A 19,699-nucleotide genomic window follows, 5' to 3' on the forward strand; every position below is an offset into this window, starting at 1 on the left:
CGCGCAGGTGTGGTGGCGGTGATCGCCGCCGCGGTCCACCACGCCAGCGCGTACGCACCCGTGCCCATCGCACCGGGCGGGCTGTTCGTCCGGAGGTGTGATCGCGCGGCCGAAGCGGTGACCCGCCCGAGCGCGCCGGCCGCGCTCGGACGGGTCATCGGCTCAGAGCCGGTCGAGGAGCTTCCGCAGCTGCTCCACCTCGGCCCGCTGGGTGGTCTCGATGGCCTTGGCGAGCTCCTTGGCCTGCGGGTTCGCTCCGTCGGCCTGTTCGGTGCGGGCCATCTCGATCGCGCCTTCGTGATGGGCGATCATCTGCTGCGCGAAGAGCTTGTCGAACTCCGCGCCCTTGGCCGCCTTGAGCTTCGCCATGACCTCCTCGGACATGACGCCGGGCATGTCGTGCCCCATGCCGGCCTCGGGCGCGGGCCTGCCCCACGCGGTCAGCCAGCCCTTCATGGTCTGGATCTCCGGGGCCTGCGCCGCCTTGATCTTCGCGGCGAGCTCCTTGATCTCCGGGTCCGCCGCGCGGGCCGGCGCGAGGTCGGCCATCTCGACCGCCTGCTCGTGGTGCGGGATCATCATCTGCGCGAACATGACGTCCGCGTCGTTGACCACGCTCGACGGCTGGGCGGTGGCGCTGGTGGCGGTGGGCGCGCCGCTGCTGCCCATGGCCCCGTGCGTGGCCATGGAGTCACCGTTTCCACCACATGCGGCGACCAGAGCGAGGGCTCCTGCGGTCACGGCGATGGACGTCTTGCGGTTGATACGCATTGCTGTCTGTTCTCTCGATCGTGTGGGAACCGTCGGCCTGTTCGCGGACGGGCTCGAAGCCCGGCCCGCATGAGCCGTCGGCCTATATGCGCAACATCGAGAGGATCGCCAGGCGCCGGGACGTCAGTTTCGGTGGCGGCCGGGCGACCAGCCGGACGGATGAGAGTGCCCCACCTCCGGCACCGGCCCCTCGGACCGCTCTGATCCGGGCAGCGCTCAGCAGCAGGACGATGATCGACATCAGGACGGCCAGGCATACGTCGGTCGGGTCGAACCCGGGCATCCCGTGATCGGGACCGAACGCCGGAAGTTCCGCCTGATGGGGCGTCGGGGTGAAGACCTCCATGGCGTGCGCGCCGGCGAACGGACCACCATGCCGGCCGTCGAGATGTCCCAGCGTGTGCATGCCGCACACGCCCAGGGCGAGGGCCACGAGCAGGACGGCGCGCGCGACCCGAACTGCACGAATCCTCCGCATAGGTCGCACCGCCTTCCTCGCCTCCGTGCACGTCACAGCCTTTGCAGTCTACTAACAAGGCTCGTAGAATCTCTCGCGAATGCCGCTTCACGCGGGCGCACGTCGCCCGGATCCGAATCCCGCGTGGCTACGATCGCCGGTAGCGTTGAGCCGACCGCAGGCGGAGGGGGAGTCAATGGCGCGTGGCCTTGGAGAGCTCGAGTCCACGATCATGGATCGCATGTGGGCCATCAAGCAACCGGCCTCGGTGCGGGATGTCCTGGAGCACCTGCGCAAGGAACGCACTCTCGCCTACACCACGGTCATGACCGTGATGGACAAGCTCCACACCAAGGGGCTGCTCAAGCGGGAGCCGGTCGGCCGGGCCTACATCTACGAGGCGGTGTCGTCGAAGGAGGCCTACACCGCCGACATGATGCGCGAGTCCCTGGCCGGCAGCGGCAACCGGGCGGCGACCCTGGTCCACTTCCTCGAGCGGCTGACCCCCGAGGAGGCCAGCGCCCTCGAGGCGGCCCTCCAGGTCTACCCGCCAGGGGGACGCGACTCGTGATCGTGGCGATCCTCCTCGTTCTGTACGGCGTCTTCGCGGCCCTGGTGCTGCCGGGCCTGCTCAGGCGAGCGCCATGGGCCGACCGCGCGCCCCGGCTGGCCATCGCCATGTGGCAGGCGGCCGGGGCATCGGTGGTCATTTCCGCGCTGCTGTCGGCGTTCGCGGTCGCCGTGCCGGCCTCCGTGGTGGGACACGGGCTGGCCGAGCTGTTCGAGGCCTGCGCCGCTCTGTTCCACGACGTGGTCACCATGAGCTCGGCCACCACCTGGGCCGGCCTCGTCGTCGGCGGACTCGTCCTCGCCCGCGTCGCGTACACGGGGTCGGCGGTCGTGCTGCGCACCCGCCGCGAACGCCGCCGGCACGCCGAGGCCCTCGCCCTCCTGGGCCGGCACGACCACGACCTCGACGCGCTCGTGGTCGACTACGACGAGCGCCTGGCATACTGCCTGCCCGGCCGGAACGGGCACGCGGTCATCACCACCGGCGCGCTGCGCTCGCTCGCCCCCGAGCAGGTGGCCGCCGTGCTCGCCCACGAGCGGGCGCATCTGCGCGGGCGTCACCACCTGGTGCTCGCCGGCGCCGAGGCCCTGGCCCGGGCGTTCCCCCGCGTTCCCCTGTTCGAGCAGGCCCGCGTCGAGGTCGCCCGCCTGGTCGAGCTGCTGGCCGACGATGTGGCGGCACGCCGCCACCAGCGCATCCACATCGCAGCCGCGCTGGTCGGCCTGGCGACGGGCCAGGTTCCGGCCTTCGCGCTGGGCGCGGGCGGCGAGACGGCGCTGACCCGCGTCCGCCGGATGCTGCACCCGCAGGCCCCGCTCGGGCGCCGAGAGCGCATCGCCGGGCGGCTCGCGGTGACGGGGCTACTGGCCGGTCCCGCCGCCTTGGCCCTGGCGCCGGGCGTGGCGGCGTTCCTGGTGCACCACTGCCACTCCCTGCTCTCCTGACGTTCTACCAAGGGTGCTGGGGTGGCCGTCCCCCAGCCCGGTCGGCGTCGCGCCCGCCCTGGCGGTGGTGAGCACCCCGCCCAGCCCGTGAGGGGTGGCGTCATGGCCTCCTGGCACGGACGTAGTACAGCAGGTACGGCAGGTCCCCCTCGGCCTCAACCGTGAAACCGGCGTCCGGGATCATGGTGCCGAGCAGATCGCGGGGGTCATGACGCATGGCCGGGCCGGACAGTACGCCGATGACGTGCCTGGCCAGGTGGTTGGCCGGCGGGCGGAACTCGGCGATGAGCAGCCGTCCGCCCGGTCGCAGCACGCGCAGCATCTGCCGAAGGGCCTCCGGGCGCGCGTCGACGGGCATGTGGTGCACCGCGAGGCTGGAGACCACCAGGTCGAACGAGCCGTCCGGGAAGGGCAGGTGCTGCCCCTCGCCCCGGACGTAGGTGCAGTTGTCCGGAGCGCGCCGGGTGGCGTAGTCGACCATCTCCGGCGCGGGATCGAGGCCGGTGACGTGGCCGCTGGACGTGACCACCGGGGCCAGGATGCGGCTCAGGTAGCCGGTGCCGCAGCCGACGTCCAGGACCCGGTCCCCGGCGCGCGGCCGGGCCGCGGTGGCCACGCGCAGGAAGGCGGCACGGCGGGCGCCCAGAAAGGCGATCGAGCCGAAGACTTCGTAGGCTCGCGGCCGGTCGATGGTGCCACCGGCCTCGCCGTGCTCGGCGTGGCGGTGCAGGAGTTTTCCCAAGCTCATGACGCTACCTCCGTTGTCGAACAGGGTGTTCAGTTACGAATGATGCGTTCATACTTGGGACGGGGTCAACGAGCAGATCGGCCACGCTGTGCCGTACTGAACAGGGGGCGGGAAAGTGTCCGGAGACCGGCGGGTGCGGCGTACGCGGAGGCTGATCCAGGAGGCGCTGGTGGCGCTGATCCTGGACAAGGGCTATGACGCGGTGACCGTCACCGACATCATCGACCGCGCGGACGTGGGGCGCTCCACGTTCTACTCACACTTCACCGACAAGCAGGACGTGCTGCTCAGCAACCTCGACGCGCTCACCGCCCTGCACCGCCCGCCGGCCGACGGCCGGCCGGCCCGGCTGCTGGCGTTCAGCCTGCCGATGTTCGAGCATGTGCGCGAGCAGGAGCGGCTGGTGCGGGCGCTGCTGGGGCGGCGCGGCGGCGGACCGGTGTATGCGCGTGGGGAGCAGTTGCTCGCCGCCGTCGTCAGGGACGAGTTGCTGGGCGCGGGCGCCCGGCCGTCGGCCGCGCTCGACCTGCTGGTGGTGTGCGTGGTGGGCGCGTTCATGGGGTTGCTACGGGCGTGGCTGGACGGAGAGACGTCGGCCACGCCCGCCGAGCTCGACGCCGCCTTCCGCGCCGCCGTCGAGCCCGGCGTGTGTGCCGTGCTGAGCGGGAGCGGCCGGCAGCAGGCGTCACCGGGGGCGGCCCGCTCGCCCCTGTAGTCCTTGGCGTGGCCGCTCTCCACGAACGCCTCGCCTGCCGGCTGCGCGGCGGGCGGGCCGGCGCAGGATCACTGCGAGGTCTCCTGAGCGGCGGCCCTGAGCCGCCCCGGGCCACGGCGGGTCCCGGAATCCGGCGCCGGCACGCGGGCCTTGTTCACCGCGATCGTGACGGTGATCAACAGGACGCAGCTCGCCGCGATCGCCGCGACCACACCGTGCACGCCGATCCAGGGTGTCGCGAGCGGCAGCGCCAGGACGACGACGGCGCAGACCGACAGCAGGACGGCATGAAGCACGGACTCCGCCACGATCCGCGCGTGCACCAGCCAGAGCAGCACGAGGAACACGCCGACCGGGATCGCGACGGCGTAGCCGACGGTGAGCGGTGCGGCCGTGATGGCGTGCCCACTCTGCTCGACCGCGACTTCGAGGCCGGCACCGAGGGCGGCCAGGGCCGCGAAGAGGCCGTAGTGGCCGTACCCCCACACATATGAACGATCCCGGCGGTCGCGGAGCCCTTCACCGGCCTCCACCAGGAAGTACAACCACCACAGAGCGAACAGCACCACGAGACCCGAAACGGCGATCATGACGAAGGGGCTGCTGATCTCGCTCGTCTTGAGCGCTCCCGTGACGCCCCTGGACGCGGCGAGCACGCTCTCGCCGAGCAGGATGATCGTGAACAGGCCGTAACGCTCGGCGATGTGGTGCGGGTGCCAGGTGGTGGGTTCGGCCCGCTCCGCCCACAGGGGCACGGCCAGCTCGAGGACCGCCAGGATGACGAAGAGCGGCAGCTCGGCGGTCACGGGCGCCGCCATCGAGTGGTACATCCAGCCCACCGTGATGACGGAGATGCCGACGGCGTAGCGCAGCGCGGTACGGCGGCGCGCCGGATCCTCCAGACCGGCCCGCAACCACAGGAGGACGAGTCCGATCCGCATGATGACGTAGCCCAGCGTGACGACGCTGTAGTCGGCGCGCTCGATCGCAGCCGGCACACCGGCGGCCAGGACCAGCACACCGGCCATCTGCACCATGGTCAGCACCCGGTAGACGACGTCGTCGGTGTCGTAGGACGACGCGAACCAGGTGAAGTTCATCCACGCCCACCAGATCGCGAAGAAGACCTGCAAGAACGGGATGATGGCGGCCAGAGCATGCCCTGCGGCGATCTCGTGGGCCAGCTGGGCGGTGACGGCCGCGACCGCGACCACGAAGGTGAGGTCGAACAGCAGCTCCAGTTGGCTGGCAGCGCGGTTCGGCTCATCGATGGGACGCGCGCTCATCCGGATCCGGATCCGGATGCTGGCTGGTGGCAAGGTCTCGCTCCTGTCGCTCCATGAGGCCGCTTTGCCAGGTAAGACAAGGCAGCGTTCCGGCGCGTGACAGGTCGGCGCCGGAATCCTCCGACGACCGGTCCCAGCGGAGGTCGCACCCCGTTGAGCGCGCTCCGAGGGCGCGGTTCGGACGGAGCTCAGCTCAGGCGGGTTCGCAGGAGGCAGAATTCGTTGCCCTCGGGGTCGGCCAGGACGTGCCAGGACTCCTCGCCGGTCTGTCCGACGTCGGCCGGGCGCGCCCCGAGCTTCAGGAGGCGTTCGAGTTCGGCGTCCTGATCGCGGTCGGTGGCGTTGACGTCGAAGTGCAGCCGCAGCTTGCCCGCCTTGGGCTCGGTGGTAGGGCTGAAGACCAGAGTCGGCCGCAGTCCGCCGAACCCTTCCCGTGGCCCGATCTCCACCGCGCCGTCGTCCTCGGTGTCGAGCACGACGAAGCCCAGCACCTCGCACCAGAACGCCGCCAGCCGTTGCGGATCCCGGCAATCGATCACCAGCTCGGAAATTCGACAAGCCATGATCGGCACCCTACCGGGCGTACCTGAGGCCCACCCCGTAGCGCACACCATCCGCGGTGCCGCTCGCCGTTTTTAGGTGGCTTTGCGTTAGCTCTACGCCTTTCGAGGCACATGACGGTAGCCAGCGCACGAATGGGGGCTTGCGATGGCTGTCACGAACGTTTCCGCCGGAAACCCGACCCGCAGGAGCTGGACCCAGCGGCGGTCCGCCAAGCGAGAGCGGCTGGAGGCGGTCCGGCCGTTCGTCTCCGGCCGGGTGGTCGAAGCCGGGAGCATGCGCGAGGCCCTGCAGGCGCTGCTGCGTCCCGGGGACCGGGTGGCGCTGGAGGGCGACAACCAGAAACAGGCCGACTTCCTGGCCGAAGCGCTGGCCGGGTGCGATCCTGCCGCCGTGCACGACCTGCACCTGCTGATCTCCTCGATCAGCCTCCGAGAGCACCTCGACGTGTTCGAGCGGGGCGTGGCCCGCCGGCTCGACTTCGCCTACGCCGGGCCGCAGAGCGTCCGCATGGCGCAGTTGCTCGCCGACGGCAAGGTGGAGGTCGGGGCGATCCACACCTACGTCGAGCTGTACGCCAGGATGTTCGTCGACCTCATCCCCGACGTCGCGCTGCTCTGCGCGGAGCAGGCCGATCACGACGGCAACCTGTACACCGGGGCGGACACCGAGGACACACCGACCATCGCCGAGGCCACGGCCTTCTCCGACGGCATCACCCTGGTCCAGGTGAACGAGATCGTCGACAAGCTGCCCAGGGTGGACATCCCCGGCGACTGGGTGGACCTGATCGTGCGGAGCCCGCGGCCGTTCATCCTGGAGCCTCTGTTCACCCGCGACCCTCGCCGCATCGGCCAGGTGGAGATCCTGATGGCCATGCTGGCCCTGCGCGGGATCTACGAGCGGCACACGGTGACCACGCTCAATCACGGAATCGGCTACGACACCGCGGCGATCGAGCTCCTCCTGCCCACGTACGGCGAGGAGCTCGGCCTGCGCGGGAAGATCTGCCGGCACTGGGCGCTCAACCCGCACCCGACGCTCATCCCCGCCATCGAGAGCGGCTGGGTCGAGTCGGTGCACTGCTTCGGCGGCGAACCCGGCACGGAGCGCTACGTCGCCGCCCGGCCGGACGTGTTCTTCACCGGCCGGGACGGCTCGCTCCGGTCGAACCGCGTGCTGTGCCAGCTCGCGGGCCAGTACGCCGTGGACCTGTTCATCGGATCGTCGCTGCAGATCGACGCCGACGCGAACTCCTCGACGGTCACCGAGGGCCGGCTGAGCGGCTTCGGCGGGGCGCCCAACATGGGGCACGACCCCCATGGCCGCAGGCACGCCTCCCCGGCGTGGCTGGGCCTGCTCACCGGCGAGGCGCCGGCGCTGCGCGGGCGCAAGCTCGTCGCGCAGATCACCCAGACCTTCCGCTCCGGCGGCGCTCCGGCGTTCGTGGAGACCCTGGACGCGGTCCCCGTGGGCAAGGACGCCGGCATGCCCATCCCGCCGATCATGATCTATGGCGACGACGTCACCCACGTGGTGACCGAGGAGGGGGTCGCCTACCTCTACAAGGCCTCGGGCCTTGCCGAGCGGCGCGAGGCGGTGGCGGCGATCGCCGGCGCCACGCCGATCGGGCGTTCCATCGACGAGCACCGCGTCGAAGCGCTGCGCCGGGACGGTCTCGTCGCGCTGCCGGAAGACCTCAAGGTCGACGTCCGCAGGGCGAAGCGCTCCTTGCTGGCCGCCCGCAGCATCGAAGATCTCGTGGCCTGGTCAGGGGGGCTGTACGATCCGCCCGCCCAGTTCCGGACCTGGTGAGCGCGTGGTGACCGCGGACCGGTTCCAGGTGCGCGCGCCCGCGCCCGCCGTCCTCGCCGACACGGCGGTGCGGGCGCTGCGCGCCGAGGCTCGGCTGAGCCCCAAACCCGGCCTGGTCGACCGCCGCGGAGGCGGTGCGCACGACGACATGGACCTGCCGCTCCTGCTGGCCTCCGCGGAGGCGCTGCGCCCGGCGTTCGCGGAGATCGCCTACGTGGCCGGGCGCACGGCCCCCGGCGTGGGCCTCCGGGAGGAGCTGGGCCTGCTCGGCCGCGCGGCGGAGCGGGCGATGTCGCGGGCCACCGGCGGCGTCAACACCCATCGGGGCGCGCTGTGGGCGCTGGGGCTGCTGGTCGCCGCCGTCGCCGGCGGGGCGCGCGACGCGCCGGCCGCCGCCCGCGCCGCGGGCCGGCTGGCCGCGACGCCCGACCGCCGGGCGCCGGCGCAGGCGCCCTCCCACGGAGAGCGGGTCCGGCGGCGCTACGGCTCGCCCGGCGCCGTGGGCGAGGCACGGGCAGCATTTCCGCACGTCATCGACGTGGCGCTGCCGCGGTTGCGCCGCTCCAGGGCCGGTGGGTTCCCCGAGGAGGTGGCCCGGCTGAACGCGTTGCTGGAAGTGATGAGCCTCCTGGACGACACATGTGTCCTGCACCGTGGTGGCCGCGACGGTCTCCGGCTCGTCCAGGCGGGGGCCGAGCGGGTGCTGGCCGAGGGAGGCGCCGGCACCGAGCACGGCCGCGCGGCGCTCTTGACGCTGGACGGGCTGCTGCGCAGGCGGCGGCTGTCCCCGGGCGGGAGCGGCGACCTGCTGGCCGCCGCGCTGTTTCTCGACATGATCCGGTGGCCGGACCGCCCGGCCGGCGCCGGGCAGGAGGTGCTCGCATGCAGACGCTGACGTACGAGTTTCCCGCGCATCTCCCGGCCGCCCGGCGGACGCACGTCGGCGTCGTGGGCTCGGGAGACCTGGAGATCCTCATGACGCCCACCGACGGTGCCCGCGTGCGGGTGAGCGTGCGCACCAGCGTGGACGGGTTCGACACGGTGTGGCGAACCGTGCTGGAGCGCTTCTTCGCCCGCCACCCCGTCGCCGCGAGCTTCGAGCTCAACGATTCCGGAGCCACGCCCGGTGTCGTCCATCTGCGCCTGCGGCAGGCCATCGAGGAGGGCAACGTATGACGCTGACCGACTGGCCGGCGATGCTCGGTCGTACGAGCTTCATCGAACTGGGCGCCAGGGAGCGGGCCAGGGCGCTGCTCGACGACGGCACCGCCCGCGAACTGTGCGGCCCCTTTGACCGTATCGAGTCACCGTGGCTGGAGCCCCAGGGTGTCGTCCCGCAGTGCGACGACGGCGTCGTCGTCGTCAAGGGCCGGCTCGACGGACGGCCCGCGGTCGTGATCGCCATCGAACAGGCCTTCCAGGGCGGCGGCATCGGCGAGGTCTCCGGCGTGAAGATGGCGGCGGCGCTGTCCCTGGCCGCCCGCGACAGCCGCGACGGCACCCCGACTCCCGCGGTGCTGCTGCTGGAGACCGGAGGCGTACGGCTGCAGGAGGCCAACCTGGGCCTGGCCACGGTGGCCGAGGTGTGCTCGGCGGTGCTGGAACTGCGCGCCCTCCAGCCCGTCGTCGGCGTCATCGCCGGAGCGCTGGGCTGTTTCGGCGGCATGAGCATCGCCGCCGGGCTGTGCACCAGGCTCATCATGACCGAGGAGGGGCGGCTCGGGCTCGACGGCCCCGAAGTGATCGAGTCGGAGGCCGGCGTCGCCGAGTTCGACGCTGCCGACCACTCGCTCATCTGGTCGATCGACGGCGGCAGGCAGCGCGTCAGGACCGGCCTGGCGGACGCGCTCGTCCTCGACGACGTCACCGCGCTGCGGACCGCCGTGATCGAGGCCGTGCGGCAGGGCGTCCCCGCCGAGCACCGCTCGCAGCGGATCGCCGAGCTGCGTGCCCGCCTCGAAGCGCTCGACCCGGCCCGCCCGCCCGAGCCCGCCGATCTCGCGGACGCCTGGGCCGGGGCCACGCCGCGGAAGGGAGCCGTACGATGAGCCGCGGCCTGAACTGGACGCGCGCGCTGGCCGACGGGCCCGTGGACGCCGCCGTACCGTCCGTGATCACGGCGGACAGCAGGCTGGGTGACGACACCGCCCGCCTGGTCACCGTCGTCCCCGACCCCGGCAGCCCCTACCACCGCGCCAGAAAGGGCGAGGTCGGCCTGCGTGAAGGACTCGCCCTCGCCGAGGCGGTGACCGCGGTCGTCGCCGAGGACTCGGGGCTGCCCGACGAGCGCCGCCGCCCCGTCGTCGCCGTGGTCGACCTGCCCAGCCAGGCGTACGGGCGCGTCGAGGAGCTGGCCGGCCTCCACCACGCGCTGGCCGCCGCCGTGGACGCCTACGCCCGCGCCCGCACCGCCGGCCACCCCGTGATCACTCTCGTCGTCGGAACCGCGCTCTCCGGCGGCCTGCTCGCGCACGGCCTGCAGGCCAGCCAGATCCTTGCGCTCGACGACCCGGGCGTGGTGATCCACGCGATGCACAAGCAGGCCGCGGCCAAGGTGACCCTGCGGTCCGTGGCGGAGCTGGACGAGCTGGCCAAGCGGGTCCCCCCGTTGTCGTACGACGTGGCCGACTGGGCGAAGCTCGGCCTGTGCGACGACCTGCTGGAGGTGGACGACGCCGACGATCCGACCGAGAGGGACGTCCGGCGGGCGAAGGACGCCCTCACCGCGGCGGTCCAGCGGGCCCGCGGCGGTCCCCGCGACCTGAGCAACCGGCTCACCTCGCCCGGCGCCCAGCAGACCAGGACGGCTTCGCGCCGCATCCGCGAAGCGCTGGCCGCCCAATGGGACTGACCCCGCGCCCGCATGATCTGCTGCGGCTCAGGGCGGGCGCGGTGCCCGACGCCGCGCTCCCCGGCTGGGCCTCCGCGTCGCTCGCCGCCTGTCCCTGGGCGGTCGTACGGCGGGCGCCGCATCCGCCCGGCCTGATCCCGGTCGGCGTGCGCGGGCCCCGGCGTCGCCAGCGCCACGCCGCGCTGGTCCCCGACGCGGCGGTGCTCCGCCGCGTGCCGCCCGAGCAGCTGGACCGGCGGGGCCGGCCCTGGCTGTCCGACGCTCTCGCCGCCACGCTGTCCGCCGTCGAGCTGCGCCTGTCCGCGGAGGTGGGCGACGGGGTCACCTGGGGACCGATCGGCGGCGTCGGCTTCGAGCTCGCCACCGGGCACCCGGTCACCCACCGCGACAGCGATGTGGACCTGCTGATCCGGACGCCGCACCGAATGCCGCCCGACCTGGCCGCCCGGCTCCTGGCCGCGTTCGGCACCCTTCCCCGTCCGGTCGACTGCCAGCTGGAGACGCCGCGCGGCGGGGTCAGCCTCGCCGAGTGGGCCCGCACCGGCGGCCCCGTCATGGCCCGCACCTGGCACGGCCCCGAGCTGGTGGACGATCCGTGGACACCGGCCTGAAGGTCGCCTTCCTCTACCCGGGCCAGGGCACCCAGCGCCCCGGGATGCTGCACGACCTCCCCGCTCGCCCCGCCGTCACCGCGACCCTCGCCGAGGCCGAGCACCTCCTGCCCGGCTCCTCCCGGCAGGACGGCGCGCGGGCCCTGCGGTCGACGGTCACCACGCAGACCGCCCTCTGCATCGCGGGGGTCGCCGCGACCAGGGCGCTCGCCGACGAGGGCGGCACTCCTGACGCCGTGGCGGGACACTCCGTCGGGGCGTTCCCCGCGGCGGTCGCCGCCGGGGCGCTGACGTTCGGCGAGGCCCTCGAGGCCGTGCGGCTGCGCGGTGAGCTGATGCTCAAGGCCCACCCCTCCGGGTACGGCATGGCCGCCGTCCTGGGGCTGGGCGTCCCGCAGGTCAGGCGCGTGGTCGAAATGATCACTACTGTGGACGATCCCGCCTACGTCGCCGTCGTCGACACCGATCAGCAAGTCGTGGTCTCCGGCAGCCTGCGCGCGCTGGAGCGCCTCACGTCCGCGTCCGAGCGGGCCGGCGCCCGGCGCGTGCAGCGCCTCGACATTGGCGTGCCGTCGCACTGCCCGCTGCTCGCCGGCGTCGCCGACGCCCTGGCCGCCCACCTCGGGGCCGTGCCCCGGCGCCGCCTCGCCGTGCCGTACCTCAGCGGCTCCACCGGCCGGCTCCTCCACGACGCCGACGCCGTCCTCGACGACCTGGCCCGCAGCATCGCGGGCACCCTGCGATGGCGCGACGTCATCGCCCTGCTCGGCGAACTCGGCACCACCCTGTTCGTCCAGGCGCCCCCGGGGCACGTCCTCGCCCGCATGGCGCGTGCGGCGCACCCCCGGGCCCGCGTCCTCGCTCTGGCCGACACGGACGTCGCCGAGACCGCGACGTACATCCGCCGCAGCCGTGGACGCGGCGGATCGGACGGGGATCGCTGAACAGCACTTGACGACGATAAAACCGTTCGGACCCGAAACTTGAGACGGGACAGACGCGCTGCACGTCGCTCTGTCCCTAACCTAAGAAAAATGGCAAGGTCGACCTGGATCGCCGGGGCCGTCGTGGCCGCCGCCATCGTCATCGCGGGCGCGGTCGCCATGGCGAGCGTGGCCTTGTTGCTCGACACCGACAAGAAGCGGAGCAGCGTGCCGGTCGTCGCCTCGATCCGCGGCTCCGGATCGACGACGCAGATGGGCGCGATGGACGCCTGGCGTGCCGAGTTCCAGCGCGTCCATCCCGGACTGCGGGTGGCCTACGAGGCCAACGGCTCGGGGGCCGGCATCCGCGACTTCATCGCCGGCCGCAGCGCGTTCGCCGGCTCCGACGTACCGATGAGCCCCCAGGAGCAGGTGCGGGCCGACCGGCGCTGCCGCGGCCGCGCCATGCACCTGCCCATGGTCGTGGCCCCCATCGCGCTGGCCTACAACCTGCCGTCCGTACCGGATCTGAAGCTCTCACCGACCACGGTGACCGGCATCTTCAGCGGGCGCATCACCAGGTGGGACGCGCCGCAGATCGCCGCGGACAACCGTGGCAGCCGCCTGCCCCGCACCGGCATCCATGTCTTCCACCGCTCCGACGACTCCGGCACCACCCACAACTTCCTCTCCTTCCTGAAGGCGGCGGGCCGATGGCCGCACCAGCCGTCCATGACGTGGACCGGCTCCGGGCAGGGCGTGGTGGGCACCAGCGGCATCACGCAGGCGGTCCAGCACACCCGGGGTGCGATCGGCTATGTGGAGTACGGCTCCGCGAGCAATGCCCGGCTGAAGGTCGCGAAGATCCGCAACGCCGCCGGACAGTTCGTCGCGCTCTCGCAGGAGAGCGCCAGCAAGGCGTTGGAAGGCGCCCGGAGCGTGGGGAGCAAGGAGGATCTCATCGTGCGGCTGGACCATCTGAGCAAGGCCGCCGGTTCCTACCCGCTCATCCTGGTCACGTACGAGATCGTCTGCGCGAACAACTCCGACCCGCTGGTCTTCAGCTTCCTGAACTACACCGCGAGCGACGCCGGCCAGTCCTACCTCGCCCTGTACGGCTACGCCCCGCTCCCCCACGACCTCCTCGCCAAGGTACGCACGCAACTCGGCGCCATGACCTGACGTTCCTTGAACGTTCACAGTTTGATCACGGCTTCGCCGCGTTGCGGGTCGGCCGGAAATCTACGCTCCGGAAGGTCGTTTTCTACCTCACTGAGTGGATTTTCCGTTGAACCTCCGCCATGTCCTGGCAGGCTTGGCCATCGTGCCCGCGCTCGCCGTGCCGTCAGTCGCTCACGCGTCGGCGACCACCGACCCCGGTGTGCTGCCCCAGAAGACCCATTTCGACCTGCAGGCCCACCGTGGTGGCCTCGGTATGACGACCGAGGAGTCGCTCGAGGGTTTCGCCAAGGCGCTGCGTCTCGGGGTCAGCACCCTGGAGCTGGACACCCACGTCACCAAGGACGAGAAGGTCGTCGTCAACCACGATCGGCAGATCAGCAGCCAGAAATGTCGTGACACGGCGCCTGTCACGCCCGGCGACCCGATGTACCCGTACGTCGGCAAGTACATCAAGGACCTGACCCTGGCCCAGCTCAAGACCATGGACTGCGGATACCAGCAGCTGCCCGGCTTCCCCGAGCAGGAGGTGGTCCGCGGCTTCCGGATGGTCGAGCTCAAGGACGTGTTCGATCTCGTCAAGAGCTACAAGGCCAAGCAGGTCAAGCTGAACATCGAGACCAAGGTCGAAGCGGGGGCGCCGGAGCAGACCGCGCCGCGCGCGCTGTTCGTCCGCCGCGTGTTCGAGGAGATCCGTTCCTCGGGCATCGAGAAGCAGGTCACCATCCAGTCCTTCGACTGGGGCGCCCTGCAGGAGATGCACCGGCTCGCGCCGAGCTGGCCGCTGGTCGCGCTGACCAACTACGACTTCCTCCAGGTCGGCAAGCCGGGCGCCTCCCCGTGGCTCGGCGGGATCGACGCCGACGACTTCGGCGGCGACTTCGTCAGGGCGGCCGCCGCCGTCCCGGGTGTCACGGCGCTCTCTCCGGTCTACGGCTTCCCGCAGAACGGGAAGATCGGCGACCCGGGCTTCCGCTTCTACGTCGATTCCGCGATGGTGTCGAGCGCGCACGCGCGTGGCCTGAAGGTCATCCCGTGGACCTGCGACGACCCCGCCACCATCGCGGCTCTCATGGACATGGGGATCGACGGCATCATCACCGACTACCCGAACCGCGTCCGGGAGCTCATGGCCGAGCGCGGCATGCGGCTGCCGAAGGCCTACGCGCCGCGTTGACGGGGTTCCGAAACGCGCCGAAGGCGGCCACCCTCAGGATGACTCTCCGTAGCGGGTGGCGATCGCGGCGGCGCGGTCGCGCAGGGAGGTGCGCAACCACTGCGGGGCCAGGGCTTCCGCGTTCGTGGTGAGCTGCCACAGCGCCCATTCGGCGTGTCTCGGATCCTGGAAGGTCACCTCCAGCCGCAGCCAGCCGTCCGCGTCGGCTTCCTCGGTGCGGACGGCCAGCGCGGTGCCCACCAGGTCCTCCCGCCGCGCCGGGTGCACCCGTACCAGCACGGTGACTTGGTCGCCGCCGGTCCGGAACCGCGTGCTGCGTTCCTGCCAGGCCCGGTCCAGATCGACCCGGTCCGGCCGCTGTGCGGGCTCGGCGAGTTCCTCGGCGGCCAGGATCCGGGACAGCCGGTACGTGCGGTCCGCGCCCGACCTCGTGGCCAGCAGGTAACCCCGGTCGCGCACGGTGACCAGGCCGATCGGGTCCACCGTGCGCCACTTCGGGGCCTGGTCCACGGCCGCGTAGTGGATGCGCAGCTTGTGCCCGGCGAACACGGCGCGCAGGACCTCGGCCACGACGGCGTCCGGCACCTCCTCATCCACCAGCCGGCGCGAGAGCAGGTCGGTCTCCGGGTCGATGAGCAATCGCTCGGACGCGCCGGCCGCGGTGTCCCGATAGCTCTCGGGCAGCGCGTCAACCACCTTGAGCATCGCCGAGGCCAGCGCCGAGCCGAGGCCGAAGGCCTGCGCGCCGCGCCGCGATCCGGCGACCAGGAGCGCGAGGGCCTCGTCGTGATTCAGTCCGGTGAGCTCGGTCCGGAAGCCGGGCAACAACGCGAACCCGCCGTGCCGGCCGCGTTCGGCGTAGACCGGGACCCCGGCCGCGGACAGCGCCTCGATGTCGCGCAGCACGGTGCGGGTGGACACCTCCAGCTCGCGGGCCAGCGCGGCCGCGGACAGCCGGCCGTGCTGCCGCAGCAGCAGCACCAGCGAGACCAACCGGTCGGCGCGCACGCGAGAACGTTACCGGAATATACGACACAGGATGTCGTGATTTGTTGGGAGGCTCATCACCACGACCAGGAGCGCCGGCGCGCCGATGGGCGTACGCAATGTCGACGAACCGAATGGAGCTGATGTGGCGATGGAGCGAACGGCGGTCAACCCGTGGGCGTGGTCGGTGGGGATGGGGTACAACCAGGGTGAGATCGTCTCCGGGCACAGCCGGACCCTCTACTGCGCCGGGCAGACCGCGATGAGCGGCGACGGCGGGCCCCGGCACCCCGGTGACATGGCGGCGCAGCTGGCGCTGAGCCTCGACAACCTGGAGGCCGTGCTCGGCGAGGCCGGCATGTCCCTCGCGAACCTCGTCCGGCTCAACGTCTACACCACCGACGTCGATCGGCTCTTCGAGCACTACGGCCTGCTGGCGTCGCGGTTGGGTGCCGCCGGGGTGGCACCGTCCACCACGATGCTCGGGGTGGCACGGCTGGCGATCCCCGATCTGATGGTCGAGCTTGAGGGGACCGCCGTCGCGTGATGCGGCCTCGCCGCCTCCGGCAGGGCTGCCGGAGGCGGCACGAGCGGAAGACGGGTGGGTGATCTCCGGTGCTCAGAATGGTGACGATCGGCGTCTATGGCTTCGGCGGCGAGTCCTTCCTGGAACGGCTGCGGCACGCGGACGTTCGCCTGCTGCTCGACGTACGCCGGCGCCGCGGTGTCCGCGGGCCCGAGTACGCCTGGGCGAACTCACTCCGGCTGCAGGCGGCCCTGGCCCAGGCTCGGATCGCCTACGAGCACCACCCCGAGCTCGCCCCGACCACCGAGTTGCGCCGGCTCCAGTACGCCGAGGACGACCGCCAAGGGGTCGGCAAGCGCTCGCGCCGCGAACTCGCCGCCGAGTACACCCGCCGCTACACCACCGAGATCCTCGACCGCGCCGACCTCACGCCGATCGTGCCGGAGCTGCCGAGCGGCGGGATCGCAGCGCTGCTCTGTGTCGAGCGTGACCCCGAGGCCTGCCATCGCTCGTTGATCGCCCAGCGGCTGACCGAGCGGCACCACGTCACCGTCGAGCACCTGCGCCCGTTGTGACACGTCAATTCCGAGGGGCCGCGGCAGCGGTGACGGCCGCCGCCGCTCCGGCCTGGGTCGATGACTCGATGTCAGGAGTCCGCCACGCTCAGAACATGACACTCGTTGTCGGGTTTTCTCGTTAGCTTCGCACCATGAACACCACCATCCCGGATCTGCGGGGCAAGGTCGCCCTCGTGGCCGGCGCCACCCGGGGCGCCGGCCGCGGCATCGCCGTCGAGCTGGGTGCGGCCGGCGCCACCGTCTACGTGACCGGCCGCACCACCCGCCGGAGCCGATCCGAGTACGACCGGCCGGAGACCATCGAGGAGACCGCGGACCTGGTGAACCGGGCGGGCGGCGAGGGCATCGCCGTCCAGGTCGACCACCTGGAGCACGACCAGGTGAAGTCCCTCGTCGAGCGCATCGAATGTGACCACGGGCGCCTCGACGTCCTCGTGAACGACATCTGGGGCGGCGAGCTCCTGGCCCAATGGGACACGCCCCTGTGGGAGCACGACCTGAACGGCGGCCTCCGTCTCCTCCGGCTGGCCGTGGACACCCACATCATCACCAGCCACTACGCCCTCCCCCTGCTGATCAAGCGGCCGGGCGGCCTGGTGGTGGAGATGACCGACGGCACCAAGGACTACAACGACCACAACTACCGCGTCTCGTTCTTCTACGACCACGCGAAGAGCGCTGTGATCAGGCTCGGCTTCGCGCAGGCGCACGAGCTGCGTCCGTACAGGTGCGCGGCCGTGACGCTGACGCCCGGGTGGCTCAGGTCGGAGCTCATGCTGGACCACTTCCAGGTCAGGGAGGACAACTGGCGCGACGCCACCGCCCGCGAGCCGCACTTCGCCATCTCCGAGTCACCCCGGTACGTCGGCCGCGCCGTGGCCGCGCTGGCGGGCGACCCGGACGCCATGCGCTGGACCGGCCAGTCGCTGTCCAGCGGCCGGCTGGCCCGCGAGTACGGCTTCACGGACGTGGACGGCTCACAACCGGACTGCTGGCGCTACCTGGTGGAGGTCCAGGACGCGGGCCGACCGGCGGACACCACCGGCTACCGCTGACCTCGGCGGCATGGGCTCCGCGGATCTCGGCGTCGGCGCTTCCGGCCCGGCCCGCCGGAACCGGTGAGGGGTGACGCCGTACGCTGCCGGTGGTCAGTCGGCCGCGACGGCGCGCCGGACGCATTCGCGAAGCAGGGTGCGGCGCTGTTCGTGCGTCTCGGCGGGCTCCTCGGCAGTGGCCGCGTAGACGTTGCTGACCGGTGACCAGGCCATGGACATGGCGATGACCAGGGCCATCACGTCGAACGGGTCTCCCTGGCGCACTCGCCCGGCGGCTTGGGCCTCGGCGATGGCACGCAGCTTGTGATCCTCGAGGCGGTCGTGGTCCGCCACGAGGTGACCGGTCGGCCGGCGCTCCAGGCGCGCCCAGGTGGCCAGCCGGATGAGGTCGGGGCGGCGGAGGTATTCGTCGTAGAGGCGTACGGCCCAGTCCGCGAGGTCGGCGGCGTCGATGGGGACGACGTTCACGATCCGCTCCAGCGAGCCGAAGAAGATCGTGTCGAAGAGCTTCTCCTTGTTGCCGAAGTAGGCGTAGAGCTGGGCCTTGTTGGTGCGGGCGGCGGCCACGATCCGCTCGATGCGCGCTCCGGCGATGCCGTGCTGGGCGAACTCCTGGGTGGCCACATCGAGAATGCGCTGGTAGGTCGCGGCTCCACGCGAGGTCAGAGGCTGGTCCGCCATGCCCATGACGCTACCAGACAGAACAGTTGGTTTGTTTCGCGGAGGGAGTGTGCGTACGATCCAATAGACCGAACAGTCTGTTTAAGGAGTGATGTCATGCGGACGACAACCGGCTGGCAGGTGGACGCCCCGACAGCGACACTGCGGCGTACGCTGCTGGAGCGCCGCGACCTGCGCCCCGACGATCTTGCGGTCCAGATCGACTACTGCGGCGTCTGCCACACCGACGTGCATGCGCTCCGGGGCCACGACGGCGCAGCGGGGCCCTTGGTGCCGGGGCACGAGTTCACGGGCGTGGTGACCGAGACCGGGCCCGCGGTCACCGGCTTCTCCGTCGGCGACCGGGTCGCGGTCGGCAACATCGTCGACTCATGCGGCGATTGCTCCATGTGCCGGGCCGGCCAGGAGAACTTCTGCCACGCCTTCCCGACCCTGACCTACGGCGGCACCGACCAGCAGGACGGCTCGACCACTCTGGGCGGGTACTCCCGCGAGTACGTCGTCCGCGACCGGTTCGCCTACCCGCTTCCCCCTGGCCTGGACCCGGCCGCCGCGGCTCCTCTGCTCTGCGCCGGTGTCACCGTCTGGGAACCGCTGCACGCTCTGGGGGTGGGTCCCGGCAGCCGCGTCGCCGTGGCGGGGCTGGGTGGCCTGGGGCATCTCGCGGTCAAGATGGCCGTGGCCCTCGGCGCCACCACGTCGGTCATCAGCCGTTCGCCCGACAAGGCCGACGACGCCCGCCGTCTCGGCGCCCACTCGTTCGTCGTGTCCACGGATCCGGAACGGATGGCCGCGGCCCGAGACGGGTTCGACGTCGTCATCGACACCATCGCCACCCCGCACGACCTCGGCCCGTATCTGCGCCTGGTCGCCATGGACGGCACGCTCAGCAGCCTCGGATATCTCGGGCCTGTCTCCGTGGAGACCATGGACCTGCTCCTGGGCCGCAAGAAACTCAGCTCCGCAGGCAGCGGGGGCCGTCCTGCGACCGCCGCCATGCTGGAGTTCTGCGCCGCCAAGGGCATCACCGCCGACATCGAACTGCTCCCCTCGGCCCAGGTGAACGAGGCCCTCGACCGCCTCCGTCGCAACGACGTCCGCTACCGCTTCGTACTCGACCTGTCCGACCTGAATTGAGCGGGCAGGGCGCGAACCCTCCGAGCAGCGTGCTCCTGCCACTGCCGGAGCGGCCCACCACCGCCACGAACTCCCCTGCCCCCGCCATGAGATCGACTCCGCCCAACGCTCGCACGTCACCCGCGT

Annotated in this window: 23 protein-coding genes; 16 read left to right on the forward strand and 7 right to left on the reverse strand. The window is 71.7% G+C overall.

Annotation, left to right across the window (positions count from 1 at the left end):
* Positions 1-162 precede the first annotated feature (162 nt).
* Complete coding sequence (locus ACBJ59_RS52875) at positions 163-687, reverse strand: DUF305 domain-containing protein (protein WP_375117569.1); 525 nt, start codon at positions 685-687, stop codon at positions 163-165.
* A 166-nt stretch (positions 688-853) separates the two neighbouring features.
* Positions 854-1,249, reverse strand: coding sequence for a hypothetical protein (locus tag ACBJ59_RS52880; RefSeq protein ID WP_375117570.1), 396 nt, complete (start codon positions 1,247-1,249; stop codon positions 854-856).
* Positions 1,250-1,424: 175 nt separating this feature from the next.
* Between ACBJ59_RS52880 and ACBJ59_RS52885 the strand changes: the two genes are divergently transcribed.
* Positions 1,425-1,799 (forward strand): BlaI/MecI/CopY family transcriptional regulator, encoded by a 375-nt coding sequence (locus ACBJ59_RS52885; protein WP_375117571.1) that lies wholly within the window; start codon positions 1,425-1,427, stop codon positions 1,797-1,799.
* On the forward strand, positions 1,796-2,743 hold the full coding sequence (locus tag ACBJ59_RS52890; RefSeq protein WP_375117572.1) for a M56 family metallopeptidase: 948 nt from the start codon (positions 1,796-1,798) through the stop codon (positions 2,741-2,743). Before ACBJ59_RS52885 ends, ACBJ59_RS52890 begins: the two co-directional genes overlap by 4 nt.
* Before the next feature lie 100 nt (positions 2,744-2,843).
* Here the strand turns inward: ACBJ59_RS52890 and ACBJ59_RS52895 are convergent, their stop codons facing one another.
* Complete coding sequence (locus tag ACBJ59_RS52895) at positions 2,844-3,491, reverse strand: class I SAM-dependent methyltransferase (protein ID WP_375117573.1); 648 nt, start codon at positions 3,489-3,491, stop codon at positions 2,844-2,846.
* Positions 3,492-3,606: 115 nt separating this feature from the next.
* On the opposite strand from ACBJ59_RS52895, the gene ACBJ59_RS52900 reads away from it, so the two are divergent.
* On the forward strand, positions 3,607-4,206 hold the full coding sequence (locus tag ACBJ59_RS52900) for a TetR/AcrR family transcriptional regulator (protein WP_375117574.1): 600 nt from the start codon (positions 3,607-3,609) through the stop codon (positions 4,204-4,206).
* Between the two features lie 68 nt (positions 4,207-4,274).
* Here ACBJ59_RS52900 and ACBJ59_RS52905 read toward each other — a convergent pair whose 3' ends face one another.
* Positions 4,275-5,492 carry a low temperature requirement protein A gene (locus tag ACBJ59_RS52905; protein WP_375117575.1) on the reverse strand — a complete coding sequence of 406 codons (1,218 nt, stop codon included), beginning with the start codon at positions 5,490-5,492 and terminating at the stop codon, positions 4,275-4,277.
* Positions 5,493-5,680: 188 nt separating this feature from the next.
* Positions 5,681-6,055, reverse strand: coding sequence for a VOC family protein (locus tag ACBJ59_RS52910; RefSeq protein WP_375117576.1), 375 nt, complete (start codon positions 6,053-6,055; stop codon positions 5,681-5,683).
* Positions 6,056-6,200: 145 nt separating this feature from the next.
* On the opposite strand from ACBJ59_RS52910, the gene mdcA reads away from it, so the two are divergent.
* The 9 genes from mdcA (at position 6,201) to ACBJ59_RS52955 (ending at position 14,609) form a co-directional block, all read left to right on the forward strand.
* Positions 6,201-7,868 (forward strand): malonate decarboxylase subunit alpha, encoded by a 1,668-nt coding sequence (gene mdcA, locus ACBJ59_RS52915; protein ID WP_375117577.1) that lies wholly within the window; start codon positions 6,201-6,203, stop codon positions 7,866-7,868.
* 4 nt (positions 7,869-7,872) lie between these two features.
* On the forward strand, positions 7,873-8,763 hold the full coding sequence (locus ACBJ59_RS52920; RefSeq protein ID WP_375117578.1) for a triphosphoribosyl-dephospho-CoA synthase: 891 nt from the start codon (positions 7,873-7,875) through the stop codon (positions 8,761-8,763).
* Positions 8,751-9,044: a malonate decarboxylase subunit delta gene (locus ACBJ59_RS52925; protein WP_364132529.1), complete on the forward strand. Its 294-nt coding sequence runs from the start codon at positions 8,751-8,753 to the stop codon at positions 9,042-9,044. Before ACBJ59_RS52920 ends, ACBJ59_RS52925 begins: the two co-directional genes overlap by 13 nt.
* Complete coding sequence (locus ACBJ59_RS52930) at positions 9,041-9,916, forward strand: biotin-independent malonate decarboxylase subunit beta (protein WP_375117579.1); 876 nt, start codon at positions 9,041-9,043, stop codon at positions 9,914-9,916. Before ACBJ59_RS52925 ends, ACBJ59_RS52930 begins: the two co-directional genes overlap by 4 nt.
* On the forward strand, positions 9,913-10,719 hold the full coding sequence (gene mdcE / locus ACBJ59_RS52935) for a biotin-independent malonate decarboxylase subunit gamma (RefSeq protein ID WP_375117580.1): 807 nt from the start codon (positions 9,913-9,915) through the stop codon (positions 10,717-10,719). Before ACBJ59_RS52930 ends, mdcE begins: the two co-directional genes overlap by 4 nt.
* Positions 10,710-11,330, forward strand: coding sequence for a malonate decarboxylase holo-ACP synthase (locus tag ACBJ59_RS52940; protein WP_375117581.1), 621 nt, complete (start codon positions 10,710-10,712; stop codon positions 11,328-11,330). Before mdcE ends, ACBJ59_RS52940 begins: the two co-directional genes overlap by 10 nt.
* On the forward strand, positions 11,315-12,274 hold the full coding sequence (locus ACBJ59_RS52945) for an acyltransferase domain-containing protein (RefSeq protein WP_375117582.1): 960 nt from the start codon (positions 11,315-11,317) through the stop codon (positions 12,272-12,274). Before ACBJ59_RS52940 ends, ACBJ59_RS52945 begins: the two co-directional genes overlap by 16 nt.
* 90 nt (positions 12,275-12,364) lie before the next feature.
* Entirely contained in the window at positions 12,365-13,435 is a 1,071-nt protein-coding gene (gene pstS / locus ACBJ59_RS52950; RefSeq protein WP_375117583.1) for a phosphate ABC transporter substrate-binding protein PstS, read from the forward strand.
* A gap of 142 nt (positions 13,436-13,577) precedes the next feature.
* Positions 13,578-14,609: a glycerophosphodiester phosphodiesterase family protein gene (locus tag ACBJ59_RS52955; RefSeq protein ID WP_375117644.1), complete on the forward strand. Its 1,032-nt coding sequence runs from the start codon at positions 13,578-13,580 to the stop codon at positions 14,607-14,609.
* Positions 14,610-14,642: 33 nt separating this feature from the next.
* Here the strand turns inward: ACBJ59_RS52955 and ACBJ59_RS52960 are convergent, their stop codons facing one another.
* Positions 14,643-15,617, reverse strand: a complete 975-nt coding sequence (locus ACBJ59_RS52960) for a helix-turn-helix transcriptional regulator (protein WP_375117584.1) — start codon at positions 15,615-15,617, stop codon at positions 14,643-14,645.
* Positions 15,618-15,747: 130 nt separating this feature from the next.
* Here ACBJ59_RS52960 and ACBJ59_RS52965 point away from each other — a divergent pair, with 130 nt between their 5' ends.
* From ACBJ59_RS52965 to ACBJ59_RS52975, 3 genes are all read left to right on the forward strand, one after another.
* Complete coding sequence (locus tag ACBJ59_RS52965) at positions 15,748-16,143, forward strand: RidA family protein (RefSeq protein WP_375117645.1); 396 nt, start codon at positions 15,748-15,750, stop codon at positions 16,141-16,143.
* A 77-nt stretch (positions 16,144-16,220) separates the two neighbouring features.
* A complete protein-coding gene (locus ACBJ59_RS52970; RefSeq protein WP_375117646.1) occupies positions 16,221-16,697 on the forward strand; it encodes a DUF488 family protein in 477 nt (158 codons plus the stop codon).
* A 134-nt stretch (positions 16,698-16,831) separates the two neighbouring features.
* Positions 16,832-17,755: an SDR family oxidoreductase gene (locus ACBJ59_RS52975; RefSeq protein WP_375117585.1), complete on the forward strand. Its 924-nt coding sequence runs from the start codon at positions 16,832-16,834 to the stop codon at positions 17,753-17,755.
* Positions 17,756-17,848: 93 nt separating this feature from the next.
* Here the strand turns inward: ACBJ59_RS52975 and ACBJ59_RS52980 are convergent, their stop codons facing one another.
* Positions 17,849-18,436 (reverse strand): TetR family transcriptional regulator, encoded by a 588-nt coding sequence (locus ACBJ59_RS52980; protein WP_375117586.1) that lies wholly within the window; start codon positions 18,434-18,436, stop codon positions 17,849-17,851.
* Between the two features lie 96 nt (positions 18,437-18,532).
* Between ACBJ59_RS52980 and ACBJ59_RS52985 the strand changes: the two genes are divergently transcribed.
* Positions 18,533-19,573 carry an NAD(P)-dependent alcohol dehydrogenase gene (locus ACBJ59_RS52985; RefSeq protein WP_375117587.1) on the forward strand — a complete coding sequence of 347 codons (1,041 nt, stop codon included), beginning with the start codon at positions 18,533-18,535 and terminating at the stop codon, positions 19,571-19,573.
* Positions 19,574-19,699 lie beyond the last annotated feature (126 nt).

This window comes from Nonomuraea sp. MTCD27, from assembly GCF_041950495.1.
In the GTDB taxonomy this organism is placed as follows: Bacteria; Actinomycetota; Actinomycetes; order Streptosporangiales; family Streptosporangiaceae; genus Nonomuraea.

What these genes read in the sequence shown, in the direction of transcription:
- ACBJ59_RS52975 (WP_375117585.1), top strand. Translation starts at nt 16,832, where the DNA reads ATGAACACCACCATCCCGGATCTGCGGGGCAAGGTCGCCCTCGTGGCC.
- ACBJ59_RS52980 (WP_375117586.1), bottom strand. Translation starts at nt 18,436, where the DNA reads ATGGCGGACCAGCCTCTGACCTCGCGTGGAGCCGCGACCTACCAGCGC.
- ACBJ59_RS52885 (WP_375117571.1), top strand. Translation starts at nt 1,425, where the DNA reads ATGGCGCGTGGCCTTGGAGAGCTCGAGTCCACGATCATGGATCGCATG.
- ACBJ59_RS52910 (WP_375117576.1), bottom strand. Translation starts at nt 6,055, where the DNA reads ATGGCTTGTCGAATTTCCGAGCTGGTGATCGATTGCCGGGATCCGCAA.
- mdcA (WP_375117577.1), top strand. Translation starts at nt 6,201, where the DNA reads ATGGCTGTCACGAACGTTTCCGCCGGAAACCCGACCCGCAGGAGCTGG.
- pstS (WP_375117583.1), top strand. Translation starts at nt 12,365, where the DNA reads ATGGCAAGGTCGACCTGGATCGCCGGGGCCGTCGTGGCCGCCGCCATC.
- ACBJ59_RS52985 (WP_375117587.1), top strand. Translation starts at nt 18,533, where the DNA reads ATGCGGACGACAACCGGCTGGCAGGTGGACGCCCCGACAGCGACACTG.
- ACBJ59_RS52965 (WP_375117645.1), top strand. Translation starts at nt 15,748, where the DNA reads ATGGAGCGAACGGCGGTCAACCCGTGGGCGTGGTCGGTGGGGATGGGG.
- ACBJ59_RS52905 (WP_375117575.1), bottom strand. Translation starts at nt 5,492, where the DNA reads ATGAGCGCGCGTCCCATCGATGAGCCGAACCGCGCTGCCAGCCAACTG.
- ACBJ59_RS52880 (WP_375117570.1), bottom strand. Translation starts at nt 1,249, where the DNA reads ATGCGGAGGATTCGTGCAGTTCGGGTCGCGCGCGCCGTCCTGCTCGTG.
- ACBJ59_RS52875 (WP_375117569.1), bottom strand. Translation starts at nt 687, where the DNA reads ATGGCCACGCACGGGGCCATGGGCAGCAGCGGCGCGCCCACCGCCACC.
- ACBJ59_RS52895 (WP_375117573.1), bottom strand. Translation starts at nt 3,491, where the DNA reads ATGAGCTTGGGAAAACTCCTGCACCGCCACGCCGAGCACGGCGAGGCC.
- mdcE (WP_375117580.1), top strand. Translation starts at nt 9,913, where the DNA reads ATGAGCCGCGGCCTGAACTGGACGCGCGCGCTGGCCGACGGGCCCGTG.
- ACBJ59_RS52970 (WP_375117646.1), top strand. Translation starts at nt 16,221, where the DNA reads ATGGTGACGATCGGCGTCTATGGCTTCGGCGGCGAGTCCTTCCTGGAA.
- ACBJ59_RS52925 (WP_364132529.1), top strand. Translation starts at nt 8,751, where the DNA reads ATGCAGACGCTGACGTACGAGTTTCCCGCGCATCTCCCGGCCGCCCGG.
- ACBJ59_RS52940 (WP_375117581.1), top strand. Translation starts at nt 10,710, where the DNA reads ATGGGACTGACCCCGCGCCCGCATGATCTGCTGCGGCTCAGGGCGGGC.
- ACBJ59_RS52930 (WP_375117579.1), top strand. Translation starts at nt 9,041, where the DNA reads ATGACGCTGACCGACTGGCCGGCGATGCTCGGTCGTACGAGCTTCATC.